Source organism: Arthrobacter bambusae (genome assembly GCF_030812595.1).
Taxonomy (GTDB): Bacteria; Actinomycetota; Actinomycetes; order Actinomycetales; family Micrococcaceae; genus Arthrobacter; species Arthrobacter bambusae_B.
In genome coordinates, this window is the sequence record NZ_JAUSSZ010000003.1 from 1 (window position 1) to 26,609 (window position 26,609).

Annotated in this window: 24 protein-coding genes; 13 read left to right on the forward strand and 11 right to left on the reverse strand. The window is 64.4% G+C overall.

Annotated features, from left to right (window positions below; translation table 11 throughout):
- Positions 1 to 232: hypothetical protein (locus tag J2S96_RS05310; protein ID WP_306860649.1), on the reverse strand; the 232-nt coding region annotated here is incomplete at its 3' end.
- A gap of 211 nt (positions 233 to 443) precedes the next feature.
- Here J2S96_RS05310 and J2S96_RS05315 point away from each other — a divergent pair.
- Positions 444 to 938 (forward strand): FBP domain-containing protein, encoded by a 495-nt coding sequence (locus tag J2S96_RS05315; protein WP_306860651.1) that lies wholly within the window; start codon positions 444 to 446, stop codon positions 936 to 938.
- A 144-nt stretch (positions 939 to 1,082) separates the two neighbouring features.
- Here the strand turns inward: J2S96_RS05315 and J2S96_RS05320 are convergent, their stop codons facing one another.
- Genes J2S96_RS05320 through J2S96_RS05330 form a run of 3 tightly spaced genes read right to left on the reverse strand, consistent with a single transcriptional unit; the run spans position 1,083 to position 7,019 of the window.
- The gene (locus tag J2S96_RS05320; RefSeq protein ID WP_306860653.1) at positions 1,083 to 4,547 is read right to left on the reverse strand and encodes an ATP-binding protein; all 3,465 of its coding nucleotides are present in this window, start codon (positions 4,545 to 4,547) and stop codon (positions 1,083 to 1,085) included.
- Positions 4,544 to 5,557 (reverse strand): DUF4194 domain-containing protein, encoded by a 1,014-nt coding sequence (locus tag J2S96_RS05325; RefSeq protein ID WP_306860655.1) that lies wholly within the window; start codon positions 5,555 to 5,557, stop codon positions 4,544 to 4,546. The genes J2S96_RS05320 and J2S96_RS05325 overlap by 4 nt, the downstream gene beginning before the upstream one ends.
- Complete coding sequence (locus J2S96_RS05330) at positions 5,550 to 7,019, reverse strand: DUF3375 family protein (RefSeq protein WP_306860657.1); 1,470 nt, start codon at positions 7,017 to 7,019, stop codon at positions 5,550 to 5,552. The genes J2S96_RS05325 and J2S96_RS05330 overlap by 8 nt, the downstream gene beginning before the upstream one ends.
- A gap of 243 nt (positions 7,020 to 7,262) precedes the next feature.
- Here J2S96_RS05330 and J2S96_RS05335 point away from each other — a divergent pair, with 243 nt between their 5' ends.
- Positions 7,263 to 7,565, forward strand: a complete 303-nt coding sequence (locus tag J2S96_RS05335) for a hypothetical protein (RefSeq protein ID WP_306860660.1) — start codon at positions 7,263 to 7,265, stop codon at positions 7,563 to 7,565.
- 65 nt (positions 7,566 to 7,630) lie between these two features.
- On the forward strand, positions 7,631 to 9,583 hold the full coding sequence (locus J2S96_RS05340) for an acyl-CoA dehydrogenase family protein (protein WP_306860662.1): 1,953 nt from the start codon (positions 7,631 to 7,633) through the stop codon (positions 9,581 to 9,583).
- Positions 9,584 to 9,614: 31 nt separating this feature from the next.
- Here J2S96_RS05340 and J2S96_RS05345 read toward each other — a convergent pair whose 3' ends face one another.
- On the reverse strand, positions 9,615 to 10,019 hold the full coding sequence (locus J2S96_RS05345; RefSeq protein ID WP_306860664.1) for a YchJ family protein: 405 nt from the start codon (positions 10,017 to 10,019) through the stop codon (positions 9,615 to 9,617).
- Positions 10,020 to 10,209: 190 nt separating this feature from the next.
- On the opposite strand from J2S96_RS05345, the gene J2S96_RS05350 reads away from it, so the two are divergent.
- The 4 genes from J2S96_RS05350 (at position 10,210) to J2S96_RS05365 (ending at position 14,895) form a co-directional block, all read left to right on the forward strand.
- On the forward strand, positions 10,210 to 10,896 hold the full coding sequence (locus tag J2S96_RS05350) for a hypothetical protein (RefSeq protein ID WP_306860666.1): 687 nt from the start codon (positions 10,210 to 10,212) through the stop codon (positions 10,894 to 10,896).
- A 47-nt stretch (positions 10,897 to 10,943) separates the two neighbouring features.
- Complete coding sequence (locus J2S96_RS05355; RefSeq protein WP_306860668.1) at positions 10,944 to 11,324, forward strand: RNA-binding S4 domain-containing protein; 381 nt, start codon at positions 10,944 to 10,946, stop codon at positions 11,322 to 11,324.
- A 92-nt stretch (positions 11,325 to 11,416) separates the two neighbouring features.
- Positions 11,417 to 12,034 (forward strand): uracil-DNA glycosylase, encoded by a 618-nt coding sequence (locus J2S96_RS05360; RefSeq protein WP_306860670.1) that lies wholly within the window; start codon positions 11,417 to 11,419, stop codon positions 12,032 to 12,034.
- Positions 12,035 to 12,339: 305 nt separating this feature from the next.
- On the forward strand, positions 12,340 to 14,895 hold the full coding sequence (locus J2S96_RS05365; RefSeq protein WP_306860672.1) for a LuxR C-terminal-related transcriptional regulator: 2,556 nt from the start codon (positions 12,340 to 12,342) through the stop codon (positions 14,893 to 14,895).
- Between the two features lie 13 nt (positions 14,896 to 14,908).
- Here the strand turns inward: J2S96_RS05365 and J2S96_RS05370 are convergent, their stop codons facing one another.
- Positions 14,909 to 15,856, reverse strand: coding sequence for a glycosyltransferase family 4 protein (locus J2S96_RS05370; RefSeq protein WP_306860674.1), 948 nt, complete (start codon positions 15,854 to 15,856; stop codon positions 14,909 to 14,911).
- A 203-nt stretch (positions 15,857 to 16,059) separates the two neighbouring features.
- Between J2S96_RS05370 and J2S96_RS05375 the strand changes: the two genes are divergently transcribed.
- Positions 16,060 to 16,593, forward strand: a complete 534-nt coding sequence (locus J2S96_RS05375; protein WP_306860676.1) for a hypothetical protein — start codon at positions 16,060 to 16,062, stop codon at positions 16,591 to 16,593.
- A 5-nt stretch (positions 16,594 to 16,598) separates the two neighbouring features.
- Here the strand turns inward: J2S96_RS05375 and J2S96_RS05380 are convergent, their stop codons facing one another.
- A complete protein-coding gene (locus J2S96_RS05380) occupies positions 16,599 to 17,180 on the reverse strand; it encodes a hypothetical protein (RefSeq protein ID WP_306860678.1) in 582 nt (193 codons plus the stop codon).
- Between the two features lie 264 nt (positions 17,181 to 17,444).
- On the opposite strand from J2S96_RS05380, the gene J2S96_RS05385 reads away from it, so the two are divergent.
- The 5 genes from J2S96_RS05385 to J2S96_RS05405 all read left to right on the forward strand — a co-directional run bounded on the left by J2S96_RS05385 (position 17,445) and on the right by J2S96_RS05405 (position 23,025).
- Entirely contained in the window at positions 17,445 to 18,077 is a 633-nt protein-coding gene (locus J2S96_RS05385) for a FadR/GntR family transcriptional regulator (RefSeq protein ID WP_306861288.1), read from the forward strand.
- 20 nt (positions 18,078 to 18,097) lie between these two features.
- Positions 18,098 to 19,099, forward strand: coding sequence for an asparaginase (locus tag J2S96_RS05390; RefSeq protein WP_370873025.1), 1,002 nt, complete (start codon positions 18,098 to 18,100; stop codon positions 19,097 to 19,099).
- Between the two features lie 35 nt (positions 19,100 to 19,134).
- Positions 19,135 to 20,559, forward strand: coding sequence for an aspartate ammonia-lyase (gene aspA, locus J2S96_RS05395; protein WP_306860680.1), 1,425 nt, complete (start codon positions 19,135 to 19,137; stop codon positions 20,557 to 20,559).
- A gap of 140 nt (positions 20,560 to 20,699) precedes the next feature.
- Positions 20,700 to 22,217 carry an amino acid permease gene (locus J2S96_RS05400; RefSeq protein WP_306860682.1) on the forward strand — a complete coding sequence of 506 codons (1,518 nt, stop codon included), beginning with the start codon at positions 20,700 to 20,702 and terminating at the stop codon, positions 22,215 to 22,217.
- 136 nt (positions 22,218 to 22,353) lie between these two features.
- Positions 22,354 to 23,025, forward strand: coding sequence for a FadR/GntR family transcriptional regulator (locus J2S96_RS05405; protein WP_306860684.1), 672 nt, complete (start codon positions 22,354 to 22,356; stop codon positions 23,023 to 23,025).
- A 36-nt stretch (positions 23,026 to 23,061) separates the two neighbouring features.
- On the opposite strand, the gene J2S96_RS05410 is transcribed toward J2S96_RS05405, so the two are convergent.
- From J2S96_RS05410 to J2S96_RS05425, 4 genes are read right to left on the reverse strand one after another with little or no spacing between them, the layout of a single operon-like run.
- Positions 23,062 to 24,000 (reverse strand): amidohydrolase family protein, encoded by a 939-nt coding sequence (locus tag J2S96_RS05410; protein WP_306860685.1) that lies wholly within the window; start codon positions 23,998 to 24,000, stop codon positions 23,062 to 23,064.
- Positions 23,997 to 24,962 carry an aldo/keto reductase gene (locus tag J2S96_RS05415; protein ID WP_306860687.1) on the reverse strand — a complete coding sequence of 322 codons (966 nt, stop codon included), beginning with the start codon at positions 24,960 to 24,962 and terminating at the stop codon, positions 23,997 to 23,999. The genes J2S96_RS05410 and J2S96_RS05415 overlap by 4 nt, the downstream gene beginning before the upstream one ends.
- Positions 24,959 to 25,273, reverse strand: a complete 315-nt coding sequence (locus J2S96_RS05420; RefSeq protein ID WP_306860689.1) for an L-rhamnose mutarotase — start codon at positions 25,271 to 25,273, stop codon at positions 24,959 to 24,961. Before J2S96_RS05420 ends, J2S96_RS05415 begins: the two co-directional genes overlap by 4 nt.
- Before the next feature lies 1 nt (position 25,274).
- Positions 25,275 to 26,558 carry an alpha-L-fucosidase gene (locus J2S96_RS05425; RefSeq protein ID WP_306860692.1) on the reverse strand — a complete coding sequence of 428 codons (1,284 nt, stop codon included), beginning with the start codon at positions 26,556 to 26,558 and terminating at the stop codon, positions 25,275 to 25,277.
- Positions 26,559 to 26,609: the final 51 nt, after the last annotated feature.

A 26,609-nucleotide genomic window follows, 5' to 3' on the forward strand; every position in this document is an offset into this window, starting at 1 on the left:
ACCCTCGGCTGGAAAACACCCGCGCAAGCCCTCGAACAAATACTGGAAGAATCAGCAGCATAAAGGACGCGTTGCAACCACCACTTGAATCCGCCCCAAACGCCCGCTCACCTATCGGGGCGGCATCTTGGACACCGGGAACTGCTTTTGCGAAGATGACAGAGCGTGGTGATTCAACGGACCGCGCCAAGGCCGTGAAAGCGGCGAAGATCGAAAGGATGAGCATGCGCACTGCACACGTTGGCGCTGCCATGGTTGGCGAGGTGGCCGTATCGGCCTGCTTCGCAGCGCCCTTCGCGTCGGCCATCCCGCTCGGCGGTCGGGGAAACTAACCCACCGCCCCTGCACTCGAAGCACGCAGAGGTGCCTTTGCCGTGCCCTCGGATCGTCAGACGCCCGCGTCCTCTCTCTTCGGAGCCCACTCGAACTGAAAGAACTTCGCCATGCAGAAAATCACCGCCCAACAAATCCGTTCCTCATTCATCAATGCGAGCCGCTCGGAGGCCGCCAAACTCAACCTCCCGAAAAACTTCGATTCCCTCGATTGGGACAACCTCGAATTCCTTGGCTGGCGCGACGAGAAGATGCCGCTGCGGGGTTACCTCGTCCTTCCGAACAATGGTTCCCTCACCGGCGTCATGCTCCGCGCGCCTGAGGGAGGCTCCGGCAAGAAGCGCTCAGTCCTTTGCGAACTGTGCCGCGACGTGTTTTCCAAAGACGATGTATATCTTTGGGTCGCGAAGCGCGCAGGCCAATCGGGCCGCGACGGCAACACTGTGGGGACGTTGATCTGCGCCGAATTCGGCTGCTGTAACAACGTCCGCAAGGAGCCGCCGGTAAACGAAATCAATCCTGACCCGGCCGCCGTCGTTGTTCGCCAAATCGCCGGGCTGCAGTCGCGGACCGCCCAGTTTCTTGGGCGGGTCCTGGGAAAGTAGCCCCTCGCGGGAGAACGCCCGCTCACGTCAGGTGAGCGGGCGTTCCCTGGAAACCCGCCAGAGGTGACCGGGCGACCGGGGAAAACCCGCCAGAGGTGACCGGGCGTCCGGGGAAAACCCGCCAGAGGTGACCGGGCGTCAGGGCTAGCGGAGCACGATGTCCACGGGGTTGGCCTCGGAACGCCATTCGCCGGGCACGCCCGGGCCCCCAATGACGGGAGCCGTGAGCACGCCGGAGCGGTTGGTCCGTTTGTCCCGCAGGATTTCCGTGACCGAACCAAGGTGCCGGGAGAGGTCAATGACGTTTTCGGGCGCGGCGAGCAACAACTGGAAACCGAACTCGTGCAGGGCCTTGATGCCTGCACCGGCGAACTCCTCGGAGGCCAGGACGAACGCCTCGTCCATCATCACCGTTCCGTAGGTCGTGAAACCCTGCTCGGCGATGCCCAATTGGTAGCTCAGGGCCGCTGCCATGATGAACGCCGTGAATCGCTGCCGCTCGCCGCCGGACATCGAGCCGGTGTCCGCGTGCATGTAGACCTCGGTCTTCTTGCCACCCCGCGGGCCCTGGACAGAGCGGTGCTCCTTGCACTGGATGAAGAGATGCCCGCGAACGTCCAGCACCTCGGCTCGCCACCGCCGGTCCTCAGGCGTTTGCGAACCGAGCCGCTTGACCAGGGTTTCCAGCGACTTGTAGCGGTTGGTGAGTTCGACGTCGTCGTCCGCCTCGGGCGTGGAACCGGCACCCGAAGCTGTCCCGGTCGCGCGGGACGGCCGCGTGTGACGCGTCTTCAGCGCGTTCTGGATGGCGTCCTTGAACTGCTTCGCCGTTGCCGGCAGGGTCTGCTTGATGTCTAGTTCCAGGAAGCTGCCCTCGTGGAAATTGACCTCGGACAGGATCCCATTGAGGGGAAGGATGCGGCTCGTGATGGCGCGGCGTTCCTCGTCCAGCAAGTGCAGCAAGGTGCTGAACGACTCGTGCGTGCGCTGGTTGAAGAACTGCCGGAATTCGGCTTCCTGCGCGGGCAGGCCTTCGCTGACGATCTGGTGGTAGCGGGATTCGAACTCCCCCGCGGCGCCGATCGAGGTGCCGTGATCCGCGGAAATGGCGGTGCCCCATTCGCGCACGAATCCTTCGAACATGCGCGTCAGCCTTTCGGCCAACGCCTGCCCGCGGGACTCGGCGGCGTGGAGTTCGGCCAGGAGCTTGCTCCGGACTTCGGCAGCCAGTGCGTCGAGTTCGTGGAGCTCGCTCACCTCGCCGAATGCGCTGAAGTACGGTTCGAGGGCCGTAACAGTAGTGCCCGACGGCGGCGCCTGGTCGAGGCGGTTGCGTGCGGCCTCCAGGAGTGCGTCAGCCGTGGTCATCTGCTGGTCGAGCGTCTTATATTCGCTCTGCAACACCGCCGCCGATCCTGTGGAGGACTGGTGCTTTTCGCGCACCGCCTCGATGTTTGCGCGCAGGGGTTCCAGGTCGGCCTGTGCGGCCAAGGCGTCCTTGAGCCGTTGCTCGATCTTGACGAGCTCCTCCGAGGCGACCGCTGCAGAGACCTGTTCCCAGCCGCGTTCGTCTTCGGCGATGCGGCGCAATGCTTCGAGCTGGCGGGTCATGCCTTGGTGCGAATCCTCGCGGCTTTGGGCGAGTTCCGCGGCCTTCAGAAGCTCGTTTTCGAGCTCGCCCACGCGGGCTGCCACGAGCTCCAGCTTGGACGCATTGTCGAACCCCAGGACGTAGTCCTGCCGGCTCGTGAAGCGATCGTCCTTCTCCACTGTGTGCCGGTTGCGCTTGACCACGCCGCCCAGGCTCAGGCCTTTGTCCAGCTTCGCGAGTTCGTCAGGGTCTTCCACGCAGGGGTAGGCGAAATCGAGGGCGATCCGCTCGCGGATCCACTGGCCGGCATCGGCATTGGCACCCACGGTGAGGATGTCCAACTTAGTCAGCAAATCGCCGTCGGACACGTCCTCCACAGCCAAGGCCCCGCCCGGGAGTGGCTTGGAGACATCCACCGCACGCAGGGCGCCTCGGATGGTGTTGTCGTTCAGGTAGCGCGTGACGGCGGCGAAGTGCTCGCCGGGAACCAGCAGCGTCGTGGCGAGGTTCCGCAGGGCGCGCTCGGCCGCGGGCCGCCACTGTTCCGCACCCTCGGCGAGGTCTATGAGCTCGCCTCCAAAGGGCATGCGGTCCTCCGGAACTCCGGTGGCAGCGGCGATCGCGGCGCGGTTTTCAATGCTCGACGGCGGCAGCAGCGACTTTCGCGTCTTCAGCGAGACGAGTTCCTGCTGAGCTGCGGCGAGTTCACGTTTCTTGGTGGCGTGGCCGTCGAAGGCTTCGAAACGGAGTTCCCGGAGCGCTTCGGAATCGTCCTTGAGCTCGGCGGTACGGCTCGCGGCCTGTTCGTGGGCTTGCTCCCAACCTTCAGCCGTCCACTCAAGGTTGAGTCCGGCGTCGGCCAATGCTTGGTGGGCCGCTTCCTCCACCTGCTGGCGGAGTTTGAGGCCGACCCGGGCATTTTCGAGCGACTGCTCGATCGCCGAAATCGCGTTCCCGCCCTGGTTGTTGTAATCCGCTTCGAGCTGGCGAAGCTCCTTGGCGAGCGCGTCCCGGACGCTTCTCTCCGCGCTGAGCTCCTTGGCCTTCGCCTGGGCAAGGTCCTTGAATCGGGCCAGGGTCTTGGCATGCACCGTGACCGAGAGCTGCTGCTTGTACGCGTCGAACTCCTCGCCGCTGAGCTCCCGGAGCCGGTTTGCCTCCAGCAACGACTGGGCATACTCCTTGTTCATCCCGGGAACGGGAGCGAGCTGATCGCGCTGCTGGCGAACGTCCTCGAGCCGCTGCCTGATGGACATGAGGTTGCTGAATTCCTCGACGACGTCGTCAGCGGCAGTGAGCGTCGCGGGCGCGTCGAGCACCTGGTCGCGGAAGAACGTGTTGACGCTGCCGCCCAACCCCTTGCCGGCCTGGATCACGCGCAACAGCGGAAGCGCCTGATCGGAGTTTATGCCGAGAAGCCGGCGGAAACGCTCCGCGAAGGCCTTATGGACATCGAAGACCTGGGCGTCCGGGAAGATGGTCTCCAATGCACCTTTGGTGAACCGCTTCTCCGCGTTGCCTTCGATCGCTCCGAGATCCAGTGGCTTGTTGTCAATCAGGTAGAACCGGCCGACGCTGGACTCCGTGCCGTTCTTCGGCAGGTCGAAGAGTGCCGATATGGTCACCTTGGTGCCGGCCGCGTTGTCGAACGTCAGCGCGACGGCGGACCACGTGGCACCCGGGCGCTGGAAGGCACTCGCCGAACCGTCGCCCACGGCCTTGTCGCCAACCTTTCCGCGCATGTAGGTAAAGGTAGTTCTCTTGTCCTCCACAGCCCCGCCGGCCCGTTGCGCCGCGGCCTCGTTGGAACGCGGACGGGCATCGAACACTCGGAGCATGGCATCGAACAGAGTCGACTTGCCGACGCCCGAATTACCTGTAAGGAGCGTGCCGTTTCGGTCCACGTGCATCGTGTGGGCGCCGTGGAACGTTCCCCAGTTGACCACCTGGACCAGGGCAAGGCGCATCTGGCCCGGGTTGATGAGCTCGCCGATCGGAAGCATGGTTGCGATGGTCACTTGGCTGCCTCCTGCTCGGTTGTGTCAGTTGTGGTTGCGTTCTTTGTGGTCGCCTTTGCCTCCGCAACCGATGCGGCGGAGGTTGCGTCACCTGACCCGTCGACCACGACGGCGGCATCCGCCTCCTCGCCGTCGGCGTCGTCGGGTGACTCGCCTTCGTCGTCGGTTTCCGTGAGTTCGATGAGGGGTTCCGTGCCCGATTCGTCGGTTGCTACTGCGACCAAAGCTTCGATCTGGGCGGGGATGTCGCCGATGTTTTCGAACGGGAGGGCCAGCGGGAGGGCCTTGGAGATGGCGAAGGTGTCCTCGATGCCCGTGGCCAGGAGCAGTTGCCGGGCCAGGAGCTTGGTGATGGTGCGATTGACGACGTCGGCGTCGCGGAGGGCGTCTTGTTGGCCGGATGGCTGGTAGTGCGCCACCAGTTCGGAGATTTCTTCGCGGGTGATCACGGGGTCAGTCTGGGCTGTGACGTGGCGGTCGAGGAGAAGCCTCAGGCGCAGGAGCACGATGGTTTCCACCCGGCTCAACGCCCGTTGCTGGCGAAGGATGCTCGAGCGTGCGCTTCCTCCAATCGCTTCGGGATCGACGGGTCGGAGCACTGCGATCTTGCGTTCGTGGTCCAGCTGGAGGTTCAGGAAGAGCTCGGAAAGCCTGCTGCGGAGAATCACTTGGTTGTCCAAGAGGGTGGTCCAGAGCTTTTCGTCGCGGCCGCCGTCGACGTATGGTCCTTTAAGCAGCCGCACGAGGGCTTGACGAACCTTCATCGGCAGCACTCCAGTGTCGCCCGGGAACAGCGCCGCGCCATCCACGAACGTGTCGCGTGGCGTGACACGGAACGGATCCGAAGGGACATGTCCGTCCGTGGGCACCTCCCGAGGAGCATGTCCGTCTTCACGCCCGGTCCACGAATGCGCATGTCCATCCAAGGAGGCCTCGGAGTGGACATGATGCGTTATGTCCGCTCCTTGCTCCGAAGAGGGGGCATGCTCGGTGGGGTGGGCGTCAGTCATCGGAATCCTTAGCGTCACTGGGAGTCAGGGTCACGAGCGGCAGGTATGCGGTGCGTGTGCTGCCATCGATTTGTTCGAAGTCGATGTCTTCCCAGGCGGCCCGGTCGAACGCCGCACCGCCATGCAGCGCCTCGGACAGGAGCGCCCGGACGCTGTTGATGTGCCGTTCTTCCTCCGGAAGGTTCCGCCAGGCACCCGCAAGCGTCGAGGCGCCCGCCATGGCAGCGCGAACGACGTCGGGCCTTGCCTTCGCAGAGCGCAGCGAACGCACGCGGTCGGAATCGGTGAAGGCGATGGGGTCGGCGAGCTTGGGAGGCGCAGCGAACTCATCCGGATCGAAGAGCTTGACCATGGCGAGTGATTCGAATCCCGCATTGAACAACACCGGGCCGCGGACCAGGCCCGGACGGTCGCGTTCGTAGGGCATGGAGCGGATGGCCTGTTCGGCTTCGCGCAGGACCTGCCGGAGCCGGACGGACTGCCGGATGTCGTCGCTTTGGATGTAGTTGTTGAGGCTTTCCGAAAGCCGTCCATAGATCCGTTGGATCTGGCTGTGCTGGTTACGCAATTCCGCCACGAGGTTCTTGAGGGTTTCCCTGTCCTCGTGGCTGAGATCGTCCGCGAATTGGCGGCTAAGCACGTCACCGATCGCCGAACGGAAACGCAACTGTTGCTGCGGATCCTCAAGGAACGCCGTGAACGAGCGGAAAGTTCGGCCTTCGGGACTTTGCCGCAACCGTTTGTCCGCCTCCAGGACCTGCGCCATGGTGGCACCCTTGCTGAGCGACTCCTCGATGATCTGGTTGCGCAGCTCGCCTACCAGCTCTTCGATGCGGTCGCGCATCTTCTTGTAGTCGGCAGGCAGGCTGGCCGCAAGGTCCAGAATGTTCCCGGCCGCTTCCACGGCTTCCTCATCGTCCAAAAGCCCGTCGAAGTCGCCGGAACTGATGTCCTCGATCAGTTTCTGGCGCTCCTGGATCTCCTCCGAAAGCGATTCCAGACGGGCGCTTTGGTCCGGGTTCGTCTCGTTGGCGAGCTTTTCGACGTCGCCCAACAGCGTCCCGAGCCGGGAACCGTTGAGGGTGGACCGTTCGCTGGACAGGCTGTCCAGGAATGCCAGGACGCGCGCAGCAGCCTCGGTGATTTCGTAGACGATCTGGCCTGACTGGCTGCGTCGGGTCAGGAACTGCTTCCGGGTCCATTCGTCGGCAAACGCCTTACCGCTGCCCTGGCCGCCCAGCCCGGGATCCTGCCTGCGGAGCTGCTCCAGGAAGGCGTCGACGTCGGCATGGAACTCTTCGAGCGGAAGCTGCGGCTTTGTTCGGGTGAACGATGCTTGGAGCACCGCGATCACCCAGGGCGCCGAGCGAGTGAGGGCCCACGCGGGGCCTTTGGTGAGGAGTTCGAGGTCCCTGAGCCGGGCACTGATGGCATCGGCGGAGGACATTGCTGAGCGGGACACTTACTCTCCTTCAGCTACCGCGGAACCTACTGGCAGCGGAAATCCCGAAAACTGCCCCGTACAAGGTTAACGCAGGGTGCGCCGCAACCCTTCCGTGATCTACCTGCCGGTAGGGTTTCGATCGCATATCAACAGGCCCGGCGCCGGTGTCGTTGCTGGCTGAACCGCCAACGCCGGCCCTAGTGTCGACACCAACGACGCCGACACCGACGTCGGCTTTGGCAGCGTTGCGGAGGGGACCCAATGCAGTTCGACTTGACGACCTTAGACACCAGCACTTACGTCTTCCTGGGGACACTGCTCCTTGGCCTGGTTCTGGCAGCCTTCATCGCGGTAGCCGCAATGGCAACGCTTGCGTTGGTCGGTGCCGGAAGCCTCGCCTGGTACACCGTCAAGAACGTGCTGGGCGGGCTGGTCCACGGCATCAATTTTGCGTGGGACCAGCTTGTCCACCAGGCCGGAAAAGTGGAACTGCCGGTGGAATTCCCATCGCAAACCGCCCCTAGCACAGGTACCTACCCGCGGGTAGCATTGAGGGACAGCTGAAGGGTCCCCCACCCGAGGCGGATCCTGGGCTCGAACCGGCCACAACCGGCAAGAGGAGTCCTGCCATGACCTCCGCCACTGACAACAAGAGCGGCGGCGTCACGGCCGCAGAGGCCCGCGCCGTCGCCGAGGCCGCCCGCGACACCGAGTGGAACCGCCCGAGTTTCGCCAAGGGGTTGTATTTGGGAGATTTCGATCTCGGGCTGATCCACCCTTGGCCACGGGCACGAGCCGAAGACGTCGAGCGCGGCGAAGAGTTCATGGCGAAGCTGGCGGAGTTCTGCGGCACGATATCCGGCCGCGTCATCGAACGCGACGCCAAAATTCCGGACGAATACCTCGCGGGCCTCACCAAATTGGGCGTATTCGGCATGAAGATCCCGCGTGAATACGGCGGTTTGGGCTTGTCTTTGGTCTACTACGGGAGGGCGCTGGCGCTTTTGGGATCAGTGCACCCCAGCCTTGGCGCGCTGCTTTCGGCCCACCAGTCCATCGGCGTCCCGGAGCCGGTCAAAGTCTTCGGCACGCCGGAACAAAAGCAGGAGTACCTGCCGCGGTGCGCGGCAGGCGCCGTCACGGCCTTCCTGCTGACGGAGCCCGACGTCGGCAGCGACCCCGCCCGGATGGGCGCCACCGCAGTGCCAAGCGACGACGGCGAGTCTTACCTTTTGGACGGCGTCAAACTTTGGACCACCAACGGCGTGATCGCCGAACTGGTGGTGGTCATGGCGGTTGTTCCCGCCCACACCGCCCCCGACGGCACGGTGCTCAAGGGCGGAATCACGGCGTTCGTCGTCGAAATGGACTCCCCGGGGATCACCGTGGAGAACCGCAACGCCTTCATGGGCCTGCGCGGCATAGAGAACGGCGTGACACGGTTCCACCAAGTCCGCGTGCCGGCAGCCAACCGGCTGGGCCGGGAAGGCCAAGGGCTCAAGATCGCGCTCACGACCCTCAACACCGGCCGTCTCTCCATCCCCGGGCTGTGCGTGGCGGCGGGCAAGTGGTCGTTGAAGATCGCCCGCGAATGGTCCAATGCCCGCACCCAATGGGGCCGGCCGGTCGGAAAACACGAGGCAGTCGGCAAGAAGATCGCATTCATCGCCGCCACAACCTTTGCCCTTGAGGCTGTCTTTGAACTCTCTGCGGAGATGGCGGATGCTGGCCAGAAGGATGTCCGGATCGAAGCAGCCCTGGCCAAGCTATGGTCCACCGAACTGAGTTGCATCGTGGCTGATGAGTTGGTGCAGATCCGGGGCGGACGGGGCTTTGAAACGGCCGATTCCTTGGAGGCGCGGGGAGAACGGGCAGTGGCCGCGGAGCAGTTGTTGAGGGATATGCGCATCAACCGGATCTTCGAAGGCTCGTCCGAGATCATGCGCCTGCTCATTGCCCGCGAAGCCGTTGATGCTCATCTTTCGGCCGCGGGCGAGCTCGCTTCTGTGGACGCAACCCTGCAGGAGAAGGCGCGTGCCGCCGTCGGCGCCTCAGGTTTCTACGCCAAATGGCTTCCCAAGCTTGTGGCCGGTGCCGGCATGGACCCCCGGGCCTACGGTGAGTTCGGGCGCCTCGCGAAGCAACTGCGGTACGTGGAGCGGGCCTCACGCCGGCTCGCACGGCAGACGTTCTACGGGATGGGCCGCTGGCAGGCAAAGCTTGAATACAAACAAGCGTTCCTCGGCAGGATTGTGGACATCGGAGCCGAGTTGTTTGCCATGGCGGCATGCTGCTCACGAGCCGAGATGCTGCTGCAGACCGCACCGGAGCAAGGCGCGGCGGCGTACGAACTCGCCGAGGCCTACTGCGAGCAGGCGCGGATTCGCGTGGACGGGTACTTCGAGCAATTGTGGCGGAACACCGACGACGTCGATCACGAGCTGTCCGCGAACGTCCTTGCAGGCGATTACGCCTGGCTTGAGGCCGGAATCCTTGACCAGTCCGAAGGAACAGGTCCTTGGATCGCCGATGCCACCCCCGGCGCTTCGTCGAAGGAGAGCCTGCGCCGGAAGTACCGCTGAGCCCCTGCCGAGCGGAGGAGCACGGACAGAACTAGCCGACGTCGCCGTCGACGTAATACCAACGCCGGTCGATCCGCAGGAAGCGGCTGTTTTCGCGCTGGACTCCACGTTCGCCGCCGGAACGGTAGCGTGCCGCGAATTCGACCGACCCTTCGGCGTCCAAGGGGCCGCCCCGGTGCGTCGCCAGGATGTCCAGCCGGCGCCATTCAATGTCCGGGTCCAAGTCCAGCGCGGCCGGCCTGGTGTCCGGGTGCCACGTGCGCAGAAGGTAATCGCTGTCGAGGACCACGAAGGCGGCGTAGCGCGAACGCATGAGCTGTTCTGCCGTGGGGGCGTCGGCGTCTCCGCGGTGGAAGCGTCCACAGCACTCGGCATATTGTTCCCCGGACAAACAAGGGCAAACGCCTTGGCGGATGCGGGCCGGATCGAATGGCATTGGGGCCTATCTGGAAGGGAGGTGAGAGCTAGCTAACAAATCTTGTCACAGGAGATAACAGCTTCGAAACAACCTCGGCGAGCCGGACTTTGGCGGATGATTCCTCCAGATTTCGCCCTTAGGCTAGAAGACATGCCCGCAGGCCTTCGGCGGCGGCGACCACCTCACAACTCTGGCTCGGGGAGGCTACGTGCAAGATCCAACAACACTTGGCCTCAATCTGACCTTTTTTGGAACGCTCGGGGTGGCTTTGCTGATGTCCATCATCCTGGGCCTCCTGATGGTGGTCACCTTGGTGCTGGCCGGCGTCGCGAAACTGCTTTGGATCATCCTGCTCGCCATGGTGGGGATCTTCCCGAAACGCGATGCCGGACCGGTTGTCCACCTGCCCCCGCGGCCCCGGCGAGCGCCCTCACCGCCAGCCGAGTCCGAGGAATCGACTCCGACTGATGACAGGTTGACGGGCACTGGGCCATTTGTTCACCGGAAACCGCGCGTTGGAATCGTTGCGACCACCAGGTTGCTGTGGTCGGCGTCGTGGTCCGCGGTCCGGAACTTCCCTTGGAAGCCGCTGGTAAATCCGCGGAGCTGGCCCAAACCCGCCCAGGTCAAGGCAGGAATAGCAGCCACCGCCACCGCCGTAGCCACTACCCAGGCCAAAGAACACCCCTTTGTTGTTGCAGTGAAGCAGGATCCTCCGGTCCTGAACAGCCAGTGGGCCGCCGCGGTGGCCGAGGCTGACGCCCGCGCCGCAGCACGCGACGCTGAACGGGAGACTGCCGCACCGGTCCGCGAACACCGGGGCGCCTCCCATGGCGGCAAGGCTGTCCCTTCCGGCCGCGTGACCGCCTCTGCCGGGGCCCGCCCCCGAGCCTAGCGTCCGGCTGGCGCCACGCCTCGCGCGGACTATACTCGTTCGCAATCATGACTAGCCTTCCGACTTCCCCGAGCAATGTGCGCATCGACGCTTGGCTCTGGGCCATCCGTGCTTACAAGACCCGTTCCGCGGCAACAACCGCTTGCAGGGCGGGGCACGTGCGAATCAACGGGAACCCGGTCAAGGCCTCGCAGTCCGTGATTATCGGCGATACCATCCGTGTCCGGCAACCGGGCTTCGAGCGCATCCTTGAGGTCCGGAGGCTCATTGCAAAAAGGGTAGGGGCCGAAGCAGCATCCCATTGCTTCGCCAACCACACGCCGGAGCGCCCCGCCGCGCCGGCCCTCGGGCTGCCGCAGCGCGATCGCGGGGCCGGACGGCCCACAAAGAAGGACCGGCGCGATATGCAAAAGCTCAAGGGACGATAGCCCAGCCGCCAAACGGGACGCGACGCCCAAAGCGACGGCGTAAAGTGGCAAGGGACGCCGATTCTGGACGCCGCGCTGCCGAAGGAGAGAACGTGACCATTGACTGGGAAGAAAAAAGGGCCTTGCTACAGGAGCCCAACATTGCTGCCGTGACGCAGCTGTGCGACGAACTCATGGCCAAAAGGCCGGGTTCTTCCGTGCCGTACATCGATCCGGTGCATGACGAGGACGAGTGCCGGATCGTCACCCTCCAGACCAGCCCGGGGCGGGCACCCGCCTCAGGATTCGTGTCGCACTTGAACGATGACGACGCCGCCCGGCGTGCGCAGTTGATCTATGACTCAGCCGACTTGGACGTGCGCTATGTCATGCCGTGGAACTGCTACCCGTGGGTCCGCGACCCCGAACTGCCACCGGCGCTGACCGCACAGGAGAAAACCGACGGGCTCCGGCCCTTCCGCCAGTTCCTCAAGATCAACAAGAGAGTCTCCGCGGTGGTCGCCCACGGCGCGGAGGCCGCCGCCTTCCTGGCGCTCTTTGAGAAGACCTACCACTCGCCGCTCCGGCAGCACGGGATCAAGGTCTACAAGGCCAGCGCGCTCGGTGGACGGGCGTTTGCCCTGTCCGAGGCGAAGCAGCAGGAACTTCTGGCCAAAAACATTGAAACTTACCGCGACGCCATGCAGCGGGCGGGCATCCAACACCTATAGGGCACTCTCGGCCAGTGCCATTACTGGGTGTGAAACGCGGGTTTCAAGGCCGTCCACCACCTAATCGAGCTAATTCCACCACTCAATTTGGGCACATTCTCCACTCAGTGGCCGATTTCGGCCATAGCGTTGTGACATGTGTGAGCCCAGCCGCCTTTTGGTGTGCATCTCCCACCGAAACTGGCTAGCCCGCACCCTTCATCGCCACTAAGCAGTGGCGTTTCGTGTCGCGGGAACTCCTCTTGCAATGCCTCGGGGGCGCATGGGATTCAATGTTGGCAACGCTATGAGTTAGGAGTGGTGGAGTGTTCGAAGAGGAAGCCCGCCGTGCACTGGACCACGTGGCTCGCGGCATTAGCGTACGGATCGTGGGCGGCGCAGGAAGTGGGCGGTCTACCGTCCTGGGGTCGATCGTCGCGCACCTTGAAAAGACAGGGGCAGAGGTGTTCGGGCTCTCCGGCTCACGTCTGTTGCAAGACACCCCGTTCGCGGGAATAGGGGCCCTTGGCTTCGACGCCCGCGCCCGCCAAAACGGGCCGAGGGGAGTGGCTGATGCCTTGGCCGAACGGCTGGCGAGGCGGGGAGCCAAAGCGATAGTCGTAGACGATGTCGATCTGCTGGACAAGGAGTCCCTCGCTGTTATCGACATCGTTCACCAGCGTTCACGCCGACCGCTGGTGACGACGGCAGGCGACTCGCCGCTCTATTCGCGGTCTTCAGTGTTTTCGCCGGCGCGGTGGCCGGAGGCGAAAATCCGCCTGAGTCCGCTTCGCTACGGTCAGGTCAACAAACTCCTGGCCCAGACCCTGGGCTCGCCGCCGGACGTAGACCTGACCACCGCTGTCCTCATGAAGTCGGCAGGAAACCCAAGGCTCGTCGTCAGGATTGCCCAAAGCGCAATATTCAGCAAACTGCTCGTCCTTCGCGAAGGACAGTGGAGCATCGCCGGACACACGCTGTGGAACGAGTACCTCCACAGCACCATCGAGGCGCTCCTCCAAGACCTCAATGCCGACGAACTGACGGCGTTGCACACCATGTCGGTCTTGGGCCCCAGTCCGGTGGAGTCGCTGCTTCCGATGGTCGGACAGGAGAACCTCGACGGGCTTGAAAGGCGCAGGCTGCTAACGGTCACGGAAGACGTCAACAACACCATCTGGGTGGATGTGAGTCCCCCTATCGTGGCGGACTACTTCCGCGACCGTCACACCCTTTCTTCGCACAGGTTGCTGACGGACCGCATAGCCCGGGCAATCGACACTCCGTTCCAACCGCCAAACGATCCGTTGTCGGCACCCCTTGCCGAGTTGATAAAGGACCTCCGGAACGAAGCCGGAAGCGGCACGGCCGCGACGCGGCATTTCCAGGAACAGCTGCGTTTGCTTGAAGAAGCGCATTTCGGGCTGTGGGAGTCGGAACCGACTATGTCCAACGCAGCTGCGTTCCTCAAGTTTTACTGGGGCGGCGCCATCGATCCCTCACGCATCGAAAAGGTCTTCAGCGAAACCCAGTTAGCCGGAGCCGGTTCCGCCGACCGTTTCTTTTTTGCCATGACCCAAGCGCTCTGGGCGATTTCCGCGGGCGATGGACTCCTGGAGGCCACCAGCCTACTCAAGGATCTGGGCGACGCCCATCCCGATTGGAAAGCCGAGGCCGAGGCATTCGCGATTTACCTTGCAGCATCATTTGACCGGATGCCCGCAAATTTGGACCAGGTCTTGTACGGGCTGACGAGCCAACATTCCGAAAGCGGCGTCGTGCCGGTTATTCAATGCGTGCTGGAGCTCTACCGCTTCAACACCCAGGCGGCCTTTTCGGCCCTCGATTCGGCGGACGGCTATGAACTCGCCGTGAGTGTTGAACCGTTCGCCCGTGGGCTTGCCCTGCTCATTGCCGGCCGGTGTGATGAAGCGCTCACATTCTCCCTGGCCCAGCGTGCGGCTGCGCAACGCGGCCTGGACCAATTCCGCTTCGTCGCAAGCAGCTATGTAGCGGTGCTGGCCCTCCTCCAACGGGGCTTGAGCCTTGAAGCGGACTATGTGATGACCAGCGTCTTCGCCTTGGGCAGGCACGGCTTCCTGGTGAGTTTCCTCCATGATGCGATGCTCAGAATTGCCGGCCTTCGCGCATTGTCGTCCTCAGCCGCCAACATCCCTTCACTGGGAACCCAGGCTCGCCAGGAGGTCGCGGATATCGGTCCGTTGCCCGGGACCGGGAAGGCGGTGTACGAGCTCGCTTCCACACAGTATGCCGATTTCGAGGAATTCGATGAGAGGGCCGCCGACCTTCTCAAACAGCAGCTCGATCGCGGCTACATCACGGAAGCCATATATTCCGCACTGTTCATGTTGTCCTTGTTCCCTGGGCAGAGGATCCTCGAAGTAGCGAGGCGGCTCTTCAAGGGGAAATGCGGCTCCCTGCATGACCAACTCCTCGCGATTGCTTCAGCCATCTCCGACGAAGACAGCGAACTGCTGACGATCCTGCTGGACCGATACGAACCAGATGCCGACCTTCACTTGATCGGGACGCTCCTCAACGGGACCGCGAAGCGCTATTCCCTCGAACTTGATCCCGATTGCGCCGCGGCATTCCAACAAGTCGTGTCCGCCTTCAACGTCCGCTTCCAGCCGAGGGGGGAAGACATGGTCCTCGATACCGGCGGGGACCGGCCACAGCCCCTGTCAGCACGCGAGATAGAGATAGCGATTCTGGCCGGCCACCATAGCAACATCGAAATCGGCAGCCGCTTGGGAATCAGCACCCGGACCGTCGAAAACCACATCTCGAGGGCCCTCAAGAAGACCGGGACCTCGTCCCGTATCGGCCTGTACGAAGTGGTTCGCAGCTTGCGGAAGTGAGCCGCGGGGAGCTCTATGTCCCTGTGACGGCGCGGAGGACTTCCCGTGCCGTGTCTTCCCATCGCGGCAGCGCACGGCTGGCTGCCTCGGCTGCTACCCGCCAACTCTCCCGCAGCGCGGGGTCGCCGAGCCATCTCCGGAGGACCGTCTCCAATGAGCCGATTCCCGCGGTGAGATCGACGGCCTCGCCGGCCCCGTGGACTCCGAGCGCTTCGACGGCGCCGGTTCCCTTGCGGACCACTACCGGTATGCCGTGAGCCAGGGACTCCTGGACCACCATGCCGAAGGACTCGGAGTGCGATATCAAGAGACTGACATCCGCGCGGAGCCATTGCGCCTCCAAAGCCTGGCCGGAAAGTTCCCCAGTGAGCTCAACCCGCTGCTCAAGTCCATTTTGGAATATACGCTCCCGCACCGCCGCGGCATACAAAGGGTTTGCGGTGGAGGAGCCCACAAGCGCCGCAGTCCAGGCCAGGTCCTTGATCCGTGCCAGCGCGTCGACAAAGGAGATCTGGTCCTTATTGGGGAGCAGGGCGCCCACCATAACGAAATGCGGTGCCCCCGAGGCCGTCCAGTGCCGTGGGCGTGCTTTGGCTGGGAGATCCACACCGGGGCTTGCCAGATGTACGTTGACCAGGCCCAATCTTCTGGCCGCTTCGGCAGTACCGGAACCAGTGCAGAGAAGACCTGTTGCTGCGTGAAGAGCGCTCTTCTCAAGCGGGTTGTCCCCGGTCGGGGGCATGTGGAGCAACACCCAGACACTGCGCCCCGCAGCGGTTGCGGCCTCGATTTCCGCGGGCGCGCCCATGGCGATCAGGCCATCGACAATGTAGGTGGGCAGATCGACCCCGGCAAGTGCATCGGCAAGACGGCTGCGGCCTCCGGCAGTTCCCGAAGGCCACTCGCCGTCGAGCTTGCAGATCGAAACCCCGGCGCCCTGGGCGCGGAGGGCTTCAGCCAACCTCGCATTGTAGATATTTCCCCCGGAACGGTGGCGCACATTTGCGGGCAAAACCATACGGATCTTGACCAAAAGCTATTCCTCCAACGTGCCGCTTGTTTGGACTCCGGGCTCAAGCCATGGTGTCGACCATATAACCGGCGGCGCTTGCGTGGAAGGCGAACCACGTGTCCGGCACTGCGCATCGGCGGTAGATTGTGGGCATGGGACAGACTTCTTCGGGCCGTCGGGATGTGTTCGCTGACCGGATCTTGGATGTCGCGGAGTTCACCCATGCGCACTGGTTTTTCGGCAACCTCTATGAGGCCATCGTCAAGATTCCGGACCGGGTCGCGGCCTCGGAAGCGAGCCGTGAACTCCCTCGAACACCCTTTGGAGCGGGAAGCCCCGGGCGCTACTACGCACCGATCGCGCCGCTCAGTGCCCCAGCCGCCGTCGCTGCCCTTATTACCGGATGGAAGCATTCCGATAGCAGGCCGTGGCTGATGGTGGCCGCCGCAAGCTCCGCCGCGGGCGCCGCCGCTACGGCGTACCTGCTGCGATCCATCAACCCCAAGCTCTTCTTCAGCCCCCAGCCGCTCGAGGAGACGCGCCGCAAGCCCCTGTTGAAACGGTGGTACAGGGTCCATGCCCTCCGGCTCACAGCCAGCGCCGTCGGCCTCGCCGCCATCCACCAGGCCCGGACGGTCCGCCTGAGAAGCCACGGAACGAGGGCATCGGCAAGCCCCCGCCGCTGAAACCACTACGGCAATTGAGGCAAATGCTGGCGGTTCCTGATCCGCGAGCCGCCGAATTCAACGCCGAGCCTCCCAATCTCCCACGGACCGCGGCCCCGGGACTTTGGCCTGCCCACGGCCACATGGGGAATCCAGCGAGGCGAGCGGAATCCAAGGGCAGGAGAGCTGAGGATGAAATCGTCGATGTTGTCGATAAGCAGTTCATCCAGGAGTTCGTGAAGGGCGTGCACGAGGGAGACCTGGTAGTCGCGTACCGGGCCAGGCACGTCCACTTCCAGTCCACACACTCCGCCGCCGCCAAGGACGATCAGCCTCTCGGCGCTCCCAGGGAAGGCCTCCAGCGCGGGAAGGGCCTTGAGCCACGCAACAGTCTTGAGCAGGGCAGACCCGGCGCTGGTGTTGCCTTTGGTCCAATCGGCCACGTCCCGGCAAAAGTCATCCAGCACACCCAGGTGCAACAGGGTCATATGCAATCCCTGCGGCCTTCGCAAGGCAACCACGTAGCGCGCCAGCTCCTCATAGCTCGAGGGCCCGGCCCCGATCCTGAGGACCGGCACCTCCACCGTGATTCGAGGAACCCACTGCATCGGAGCCTCCTTGGTGTCCGCACGTCCGCGCGAGCCGCGCGGTATCCCTCCACATTGACACCACCCTGTGACCCGTGCCATATTCTAAGGGTGAACCTGTCAGACAGCCGGACAGCCGGACAGGCCGCCATTGGACAACCAGCCGTCAGCCAGAAAGCTGCCGCTGGCCAGCGCACCGCCCCAAGCGGCGCCGTTCCCCGGCCGGCCCAAGCGGCCCGGCCATCAAGCCCCGGGCCCCTCGCCCGCTTCAGTGCAGCGGAAGCCGTGTTCAGCGCCATCCGCCGGGATATTGAAGACGGAACCGTGGAAGTGGGGGGCAAACTCAGCTCTGAAGCCACGCTCGCCGCGGAGTACGGGGTGAGTCGCTCGGTCATCCGTGAGGCGCTCCGCTCCTGCACTGCGCTCGGGCTGACGGTCACCAAGACCGGCAAGGGCACGTTCGTCGTCGCGGACCGGGTAGCCAATGACCTCATACTCGGCCAGTATTCAGCGCGGGACCTCAACGAGGCACGCCCGCATATTGAAGTCCCGGCGGCCGGCCTGGCCGCGGAACGCCGCAGTCCGGAAGAACTTGAACACCTCAAGGAGATCGTCAATTCGATGGCCGCCGAGGCCGACCCTGAGACCTGGGTCAGCCTCGACGCCAGTTTCCATTCTGCCATCGCCCGCGCAAGCGGCAACAAGGTCTTCGAAAGCGTTGTCGCAGACATCCGCGAAGCCCTTGCCCATCAATCCGAAACCTTGAACATGGTGGCCGACCGCCAGCATGTTTCAGACGATGAACACCTCCGCATCGTCGAAGCCATCGAAGCCGGCGACGCCCCCGCCGCCGAAGCCGCCATGGCCGACCATCTCAGCGCCGTCAGCGTTGCGTTGGACACCATCCTCAGCAAATGATCCAGCAACTGAAGGAAGTCATGCCCACCCCGCATGCAACGCGCAACGCTATGCCCGTAACCACCCCGCACCACGTCCCCCTCGCGGAACAGACCCGCGACGGCCTGGTCGAGAGCATCCACTACGGCTCCCTCATCGCCGTCGGGCAGGACGGCGAAACGCTCCTCGAAGCGGGCGAGCCCGACGCCGCGTTCTACCCGCGGTCCTCCCTCAAACCGCTCCAGGCGGTCGCCATGGTCCGCGCGGGACTCAAGCTTCCGGAGAACCTCCTCGCCCTCACCGCCGCAAGCCACTCGGGCGCCGCGATGCACCTCGACGGCGCCGCCCGGATCCTCGAAATGCACGGCCTGGATAAAAGCGCGCTGGAAAACAGCAGCGACCTTCCCTACGGCACCTCCGAGCGCGAAGCATGGCTCCGCGCCGGGGGCACACCCACACAGCTCGCGCAGAACTGTTCCGGCAAGCACGCGTCCATGGCCGCCACCTGCGTCATCAACGGCTGGCCCGTCCAGGGTTACCTGCATCCCGAGCATCCCCTCCAGGTGCTCGTGAAGGACACCATCACCGAACTCACTGGCGAAGACGCCGCCGCCGTCAGCACGGACGGGTGCGGCACCCCGCTCTTCGCCCACAGCCTGCACGGCATGGCCCGGGCCTACGGCCGCTTGGCAGCGGCCGACAGCGCGGAAGCGGAGGGCCAAGTAGCCCACGCCATGCGCGCCTTCCCCGAAATGGTGGCCGGCGAGGGTCGCGATGTCACGGCGATCATGCGTACGGTTCCCGGACTGCTCGCAAAGGACGGCTTCGAAGGCCTCCAGCTCATCGGCCTGCGGAACGGCACCGGCGTCGCCGTCAAGATCTCCGACGGCGGCGACCGCGCCCGCATGCCCGTCACTGTCCGCGTTCTTGAAGCACTGGGGCTCGACGGCGGCCAGCTCGCCACGCTCGCCAGCCCGCCGGTGTTGGGCGGCGGCCACCGTGTTGGCGTGCTGCGTGCCGCGAACTTCCTCGCATCCAACTGATGCAGCCAACAAGTACAGAAACCAAAAGGACAGCAATGACATCTGCCGTGCACTCCACGACAATTCCAGGGTTCCGCTCGGAACACGATCTCCTCGGTGACCGCGACGTTCCCGCAGATGCCTACTGGGGCGTGCATACGCTGCGCGCCATCGAGAACTTCCCCATCACGGGGCAGCCCTTGTCGAGCAACGCCAACCTCGTCAAAGGCCTCGCCGCAGTCAAGCTCGCTGCCGCCCGCACCAACCGCGAACTCGGTCTGTTGGACGACGAACGCGCAGACGCCATTGAGCAGGCCTGCCAGGAAATCCTGGACGGCAAGCTCCACGAGCAGTTCATGGTGGACGTCATCCAAGGCGGGGCCGGGACCAGCTCCAACATGAACGCCAACGAGGTCATCGCCAACCGGGCCCTTGAAATCCTTGGCCACCCCAAGGGCGACTACGCCAAGCTGCACCCGAACGACCACGTCAACCTGAGCCAGTCCACCAACGACGTCTACCCCACCGCGGTCAACCTGGCCACCATTTTCTCGGTCCAGGGCCTCCTCGCAGCGCTTCAGGAACTCCAGGTCGCCTTCGCGGAGAAGGGCGGGGAATTCCGCACGGTGGTCAAAATGGGCCGCACGCAGTTGCAGGACGCCGTACCCATGACACTCGGCCAGGAATTCAGCGGCTACGCCGTGACCGTGGGCGAAGACCGGGCGCGACTTGCCGAGTCCCAGCTACTCATCCACGAGATCAACCTTGGCGCCACCGCCATCGGGACCGGCCTGAACGCCCCCGTTGGATACGCCGCGGCAGCCTGCAGGCACCTGGCCGAGATCACCGGCCTGCCGCTGGTCACCTCGGTGGACCTCATCGAGGCCACCCAGGACGTGGGCGCGTTCGTCCACCTCTCGGGCGTGCTCAAGCGGGTCGCCGTCAAGCTTTCCAAGATTTGCAATGACCTCCGCTTGCTGTCCTCCGGACCGCGTGCGGGACTGGGCGAGATCAACCTCCCGGCTGTGCAGTCGGGCTCGTCCATCATGCCAGGCAAGATCAATCCGGTGATCCCGGAAGTGGTCAGCCAAGTGGCCTACGAAGTCATCGGCAACGATGTCACCGTCACCATGGCAGCCGAAGCGGGACAGCTCCAGCTGAACGCCTTCGAGCCGATTATCGTTCACAGCCTCCACAAGAGCATCTCCCACCTGGAAGCCGCGTGCCGTACACTCACGTCGCGCTGCATCCGGGGCATCACCGCGAACACCGAACGCCTGCGCCTCACGGTAGAGCAGTCGATCGGGCTCGTCACGGCACTCAATCCGCACATCGGCTACGCCTCCGCCACTGCCATCGCCCAGGAAGCGCTGGCAAGCGGCAAGGGCGTCGCCGAGCTCGTTCTCGAACACGGCTTACTGACCTCGGAGCAGCTCGACGAGCTCCTCCGCCCCGAACGCCTGGCCAACCTCAGCAACTAAGCTGAGCCGTGCAGAACGTCCGACGGCTACGGCACCCGCCCGCCGCCGTCGGACCTGAATTCCCGGACGAACAAGCCGGACAGACCGACCGGACGGCGAGATCCGGACCCCCCCCAACAGGACACCCCCTAAGGATTCCCATGACCAATGCACCCATCACGGACCACACAGTCCCGCCACAGGCGCACGCCACTGAAAAGCTCCTCCACGCCGAGGACAAGGGCTATCACAAGAGCCTGAAGCCGCGTCAGATCCAGATGATCGCGATCGGTGGCGCCATCGGCACCGGTCTGTTCCTGGGTGCCGGCGGCCGCCTCAACGCCGCGGGCCCCTCCCTCGTCATCGCGTACGCGGTCTGTGGCTTCTTTGCCTTCCTGATCCTGCGCGCCCTCGGCGAACTCGTGCTGCACCGCCCCTCGTCCGGTTCCTTCGTCTCCTATGCCCGCGAGTTCTTCGGCGAGAAGGCTGCGTTTGTCTCGGGCTGGTTCTACTGGATCAACTGGGCCACCACCACCATTGTGGACACCACCGCCGCGGCCCTGTACATGAACTTCTTCGGCAAATACGTCCCGTGGATCGGTGTCGTCCCGCAATGGGCCTGGGCATTGATCGCACTTCTCGTGGTGCTTGGACTGAACCTGGTCTCGGTCAAGGTCTTCGGCGAGATGGAGTTCTACTTCGCGCTCATCAAGGTGGCCGCGCTGGTGGCCTTCCTGTTCGTCGGAACCTACTTCGTCATCTTCGGTACGCCGGTACCGGGCCAGGAAGTCGGATTCAGCCTCCTCACGGACCACGGCGGCATCTTCCCCAACGGCATCCTGCCCATGATCATCCTCATGCAGGGTGTGCTCTTCGCCTACGCTTCGATCGAGCTCGTGGGCACGGCCGCCGGCGAAACGGAGAACCCCGAGAAGATCATGCCCAAGGCCATCAACTCCGTGGTTTTCCGCATCGCGGTGTTCTACGTCGGCTCTGTAATCTTGCTGGCACTGCTGCTCCCGTACACCTCCTATGTCAAGGGTGTCAGCCCGTTCGTCACGTTCTTCGGACACATCGGCATCCAGGGCGTGGACGTGATCATGAACCTCGTGGTCCTCACCGCGGCGCTGTCCTCCCTGAACGCCGGCCTGTACTCGACGGGCCGCATCCTGCGCTCGATGTCCGTGGCCGGCTCCGCCCCGAAGTTCGCCCAGCGCATGAACAAAGCCGGCGTTCCCTACGGCGGCATCGCCATCACGGCCGGAGTGTCCCTGCTCGGCGTCCCGCTGAACTACCTCGTTCCGTCCGATGCGTTCGAGATCGTCCTCAACGTCGCTTCCGTGGGTATCATCGTCACCTGGGCCACGATCGTCCTGTGCCAGATCCAGCTCAAGCGCTGGGCGGACAAGGGCTGGCTGAAGCGCCCGTCCTTCCGGATGTTCGGCGCTCCGTACACGGGTTACCTCTCGTTGCTGTTCCTTGTGGGAGTGCTCGTGATGGTGTTCATCGACTCTCCGCTCACGATGCTCGTCACGGCGATCGCCTGCGCGCTCATCGTGGCCGGTTGGTACGCGTGCCGCAAGCAGATCCACGAGCTCGCCGCAGCCCGCGACGGCTTCACGGGCAGTTCTCCCGTCATCGCCAACCTCCCGGTTGCCGGTTCGGAAGACAGGATCTAAGCCTTCAAGTGCTAAGTGCCCGACGGCGGCACCTGCGGTTCCGTTCGCGCGGAACCTCAGGTGCCGCCGTCGCGCGTTGCGGCGGTTCTGCCCGCCCCACCCCAGACATCCGATCATTCGCCGCTAGGATGTTGCCATGGCTGTCACAGATGAAGCGATCGGCAAGATCAAGGACATGCTGATCCGCGGCGAACTCAAAGCCGGGGACCGCCTCCCGCCCGAGAAGGAACTGAGCGAACGGCTCGGGCTATCCAGAAGCTCCCTGCGTGAAGCCGTCAAAGCCCTCGAGCTGATCCGGGTGCTGGATGTCCGGCGAGGCGACGGCACCTACGTGACGAGCCTCGACGCCAAGCTGCTCAACGAAGCCGTGGCGTTCGTGGTGGACCTGCACCAGGACCGCTCCATCCTGGAACTCTTTGAGGTCCGACGAATCCTGGAGCCAGCCACCGCCTTCATGGCAACGGGCAAGATCACTCCGATGTCCCTGACGGCCTTGCGCGCAACGATGGACGGAATCGACGAAAACACCGACGTCGAGGAGCTCGTTGCCCACGACCTCGAATTCCATGGCATCATCACCCAGGCCGCCGGCAATGACTATCTCGCAGGCCTCCTTGAGGCCCTCTCCAGCAGCACCGTCCGAGCCCGCATCTGGCGCGGCTTGACGCAGGAAAAAGCGGTTGCGCACACCCTCGCCGAACACAAGGCCATCGCCGATGCGCTGGAACGCGGCGACGCCGAGCTGGTCCGGGCACTCGTCACCGTCCACATCAGCGGCGTTGAGAGCTGGTTGCGCCAGGCGCTCTAGGCTTGTCGCGTCAGCGCGAACTGGCAGGTAATTCCCTCAAAATCGAAATTTGGGGGTATTTTCTGCCAGCTCGCGCGAAAGACCGTACGTCCGCGCCGCCGTGTGCTCGAGGAAGTCTTCGCGCTCCGCCGTGCTCAGTTCAGCCACGAGCTCCAGCAGCACCTCCAGGGTACGTCCGTACGGCGCACCCAATGTACTGACGGGCCAATCCCCGCCGATCATGAGCCGTCCCGGACCGAAGGCCTCCAGCGCCTCGTCCCAGAGCGGACGCAGGCCCGCGGCTGTGTACGGAACGCCGGGCAGATGCAGGCCCGATACCTTGGCCACTGTGTTGGGCAGTTCGGCCAAGGCGCGGAATTGGGAACGCCACACATCCATCGCGGCCGCGTCGGCCAATGGAGGCTTCCCGAGGTGGTCCAGGACGACGGTCAGCTCCGGTAGCGCGCGGGCCAGCCTGACGGCATGCCCAAGGTGCCTTGGAAAGGCATCGGGGACATCGAACACCAGGCCGTACCGAGCCACCATCCGCAAGGAATCCCGGACTGCGGGCAACTCGAGGAAGTTGTCCCGGGGATCGTCATGGATCAGGTGGCGGACGCCGACAAACGCGGGGCTCAGGAGGAACCGCTGCAGTTCCTTCTCAGCGTGGGCGGGCTTCTCGAGCGGGATCCAGCCGACGACGCCGAGCGCCCAGGGATCGCGGTCCGCGACAGCGAGCATGGACTCGGTGTCCGCAACGGTGTCGTCGGCTTGGACAAGCACAACCCCTTCGACGCCGGCCGCTTCCAAGGTTTCCCGGGCCTCTTCCTCGCCGTAGCTGCGGAACAGCCCGCCGTGTTGGGGCCCGAGCCACGCGTACGGTCGCGGTCCGCCAGTGAGGTGCCCGACGGCGGCACACGGCCCGCCGCCGTCGGGCCCCATCCCGCCGCCGGCACCCGGCCCGAGGTCCCACAAGTGCAGGTGCGAATCAATCACCCCGGCACTCCCGCCAAGGCCGCCCACAACTCCTCCGGCACAGGCTCCTTCATCCGCGCGGCGTTGTCGGCGATCTGCTCCGGGCTGCTGGCCCCCGCTGTCACGTTCACCACGGCCGGATGCCGCAAGCTGAACTGGAGTGCCGCCGTCGGGAGCTCCACCCCGAAGTCACGGCACACGCCGGCGAGCGCCCGCGCGCGTTCCACGAGCGCCCTCGGCGCGCGGGCATAGTTGTAGTGCGCGTCCTCGGGGACCTCGGGCCGCGCCAGCAGGCCCGAATTGAACACGCCGACATTGACCACGCCGGTGCGGCGGGAGACGCAGCGGTCCAGGAGCGGAACCTCGGGCTGCTCAAGCAGGGTGTAACGCCCGGCGAGCATCACGAGGTCCAGGTCTGCCGCCTCGACGCATTCAAGCGCGGCCTCCGCCGAGTTCGTCCCGACGCCGATGGCATTCACCACGCCCTCCGCACGGAGCTTCTCCAGTGCCGGCAGCGCTTCGCGGATTCCCTTGGCCAGGTCGTGGACATCCGGATCGTGCAGGTAGGCGATGTCCACGTGGTCCAGGCCGAGGCGTTCGAGCGATTCCTCGATGCTTCGGCGGATCCCTGATTCGGAGAAGTCCCATTGGCGCTTGCTCGTTGCCGGCACGTCGAAGCCTTCATCGTCCGTGGCATCGGCCCCGGCAGGATGCGGCACCAAGAGCCTGCCCACCTTGGTGGACACCGTGAACTCATCGCGGGGCTTTTCCCTGAGCACGGCACCCAACCTGCGCTCAGACAATCCGAGGCCGTAGTGCGGAGCGGTGTCGAAGTAGCGGACCCCGGAGTCCCACGCCGCGTTGACGGTGGCGGTGGCTTGGGCGTCCGGCATGGCACGGTACAGATTGCCGATGCCGGCCGCCCCAAAGCCGAGCTTGCCCAGCTGCCCGGCCCCCGGGAAGCCCGCCACCGTGCCGCTCATGCCAGCTCCCACACGAGCGGGATGCCCGAGTCGTTACCCGAATAGTCGTCCTGGACTTCCAGGAGCTCCGCCATGCGGGCCTGCCAGGGGACATTCGCCGGGTGGTCCGCGAGCGCGCGCCGCATGGCCTGGTAGTCCTCCACCTCGACCAGGTGGAAGAGCTCCTGGCCGCTGCGCCAGATCCGCCAATTGGCGACGCCAGCATCGTTCAGGGCCGCGACAAGCTCCGCGGGGATGCTGGCGTGGGCATCCGCGTACTCCTGTTCCGCACCCTGCTTGAGCCGGGTGTGGAGGGCGATGGTTTCGGCCACGCTACACCCCGGGCTTCAGGAAGAGCTCGACGACGGGAACTGCCACGTCCGGGCGCTGCACGGGCAGTTTCAGGGACAGTGTGCCTGCCGGCTGTCCGCCCTGGGCCGTGTTGATCGCTTCGCGGTCCGGCGAAAGCTCCAGCATGGCGACTTCCGAGGCATCGTTGAGGAGTTGGGCGTATTCGACCTTGCCCGCGAGATCGGGCAGGTGGACGTATTCGAACGGCCAAGCAAACAGGTGCAAGTAGAGGCGGTCTCCCCGGCGCGTGTACCGGGCATCTGCGGGCGCGGTCCAGGAAGCCGGCCCCGCACCATAGATGGCCCGGGAGTGCAGTTTCATCCAGTCCCCGATGCCACGCAAGGACTCCACGGCCCGGGGGTCGAAATTGCCGCGGGCCGTGGGGCCCACGTTCAGGAGCAGGTTTCCATCCTTGGACACGCCGTCAACGAGCATCCGCACTAGGAGGTCCACGGACTTGTAGTCGAGGTTGTCCCGGTCATAGCCCCAGCTTCCGTTCAGCGTCTGGCATGCTTCCCAGGGCACTTCGACGCCGTCCACCACCATCGGCCCTGAGGGCTGGTATTGCTCAGGGGTGGCGAAGTCTCCGGAGATGTCCAGGCGGTCGTTGACGATGATGCCCGGCTGCAGTTCCCGGACCATCTTCAGCAGTTCCACCGAGCCCCACGCCTCGCGGCCTTTCCCGCCCCAGATGTCCTTGTGGTCTTGGCTGGTGTAGGAGAAATCGAAGAAGAGGTAGTCGATGGTGCCGTAGTTGCTCAGCAGCTCCCGGACCTGGCCATGCAGGTATTCGCGGTACCGGGCCATGTCGCGGCCCTCGTTGAGCTTCGCGGCGTCGGGGTTCTCGCGTTCGGGGTGGAAACCGTCGATGGTGAAGTCAGGGTGGTGCCAATCAATGAGTGAGTGGTAGAAACCGACTTTCAGGCCGAATTCCCGCAACGCGTCGACGTACTGGGCCACCAGGTCCTGGCCGCACGGCGTCTTGGTGGACTTGTAGTCGGTCAGCGCGGAATCCCACAGGCAGAAACCCTCGTGGTGCTTCGTGGTCAGCACGACGTACTTCATTCCCGCGTCCTTGGCGGCACGGGCCCACTCGCGCGGATCGTAGAGATCCGGATTGAAATGCTGGAAGTACTTCTCATATTCCTCGGCAGGGATGCGTTCCCGGTTCATGACCCATTCGTGCCGTGCCGGCAGGGCGTAAAGTCCCCAGTGGACGAACATGCCGAACCGGGACTCCGTGAACCAAGGTGCTTGCGCGATCATCAGTAGCTGCTCCTTCAAAGTTATTCTGCAGTTTGTTGTTGGTGTCTTTGC

Bases quoted from the DNA above. Each gene is read 5' to 3' on its own strand.
- J2S96_RS05315 (WP_306860651.1), top strand. From the start codon at position 444: ATGCAGAAAATCACCGCCCAACAAATCCGTTCCTCATTCATCAATGCG.
- J2S96_RS05325 (WP_306860655.1), bottom strand. From the start codon at position 5,557: ATGACTGACGCCCACCCCACCGAGCATGCCCCCTCTTCGGAGCAAGGA.
- J2S96_RS05335 (WP_306860660.1), top strand. From the start codon at position 7,263: ATGCAGTTCGACTTGACGACCTTAGACACCAGCACTTACGTCTTCCTG.
- J2S96_RS05340 (WP_306860662.1), top strand. From the start codon at position 7,631: ATGACCTCCGCCACTGACAACAAGAGCGGCGGCGTCACGGCCGCAGAG.
- J2S96_RS05345 (WP_306860664.1), bottom strand. From the start codon at position 10,019: ATGCCATTCGATCCGGCCCGCATCCGCCAAGGCGTTTGCCCTTGTTTG.
- J2S96_RS05355 (WP_306860668.1), top strand. From the start codon at position 10,944: ATGACTAGCCTTCCGACTTCCCCGAGCAATGTGCGCATCGACGCTTGG.
- J2S96_RS05375 (WP_306860676.1), top strand. From the start codon at position 16,060: ATGGGACAGACTTCTTCGGGCCGTCGGGATGTGTTCGCTGACCGGATC.
- J2S96_RS05380 (WP_306860678.1), bottom strand. From the start codon at position 17,180: ATGCAGTGGGTTCCTCGAATCACGGTGGAGGTGCCGGTCCTCAGGATC.
- J2S96_RS05390 (WP_370873025.1), top strand. From the start codon at position 18,098: ATGCCCACCCCGCATGCAACGCGCAACGCTATGCCCGTAACCACCCCG.
- aspA (WP_306860680.1), top strand. From the start codon at position 19,135: ATGACATCTGCCGTGCACTCCACGACAATTCCAGGGTTCCGCTCGGAA.
- J2S96_RS05400 (WP_306860682.1), top strand. From the start codon at position 20,700: ATGACCAATGCACCCATCACGGACCACACAGTCCCGCCACAGGCGCAC.
- J2S96_RS05405 (WP_306860684.1), top strand. From the start codon at position 22,354: ATGGCTGTCACAGATGAAGCGATCGGCAAGATCAAGGACATGCTGATC.
- J2S96_RS05415 (WP_306860687.1), bottom strand. From the start codon at position 24,962: ATGAGCGGCACGGTGGCGGGCTTCCCGGGGGCCGGGCAGCTGGGCAAG.
- J2S96_RS05425 (WP_306860692.1), bottom strand. From the start codon at position 26,558: ATGATCGCGCAAGCACCTTGGTTCACGGAGTCCCGGTTCGGCATGTTC.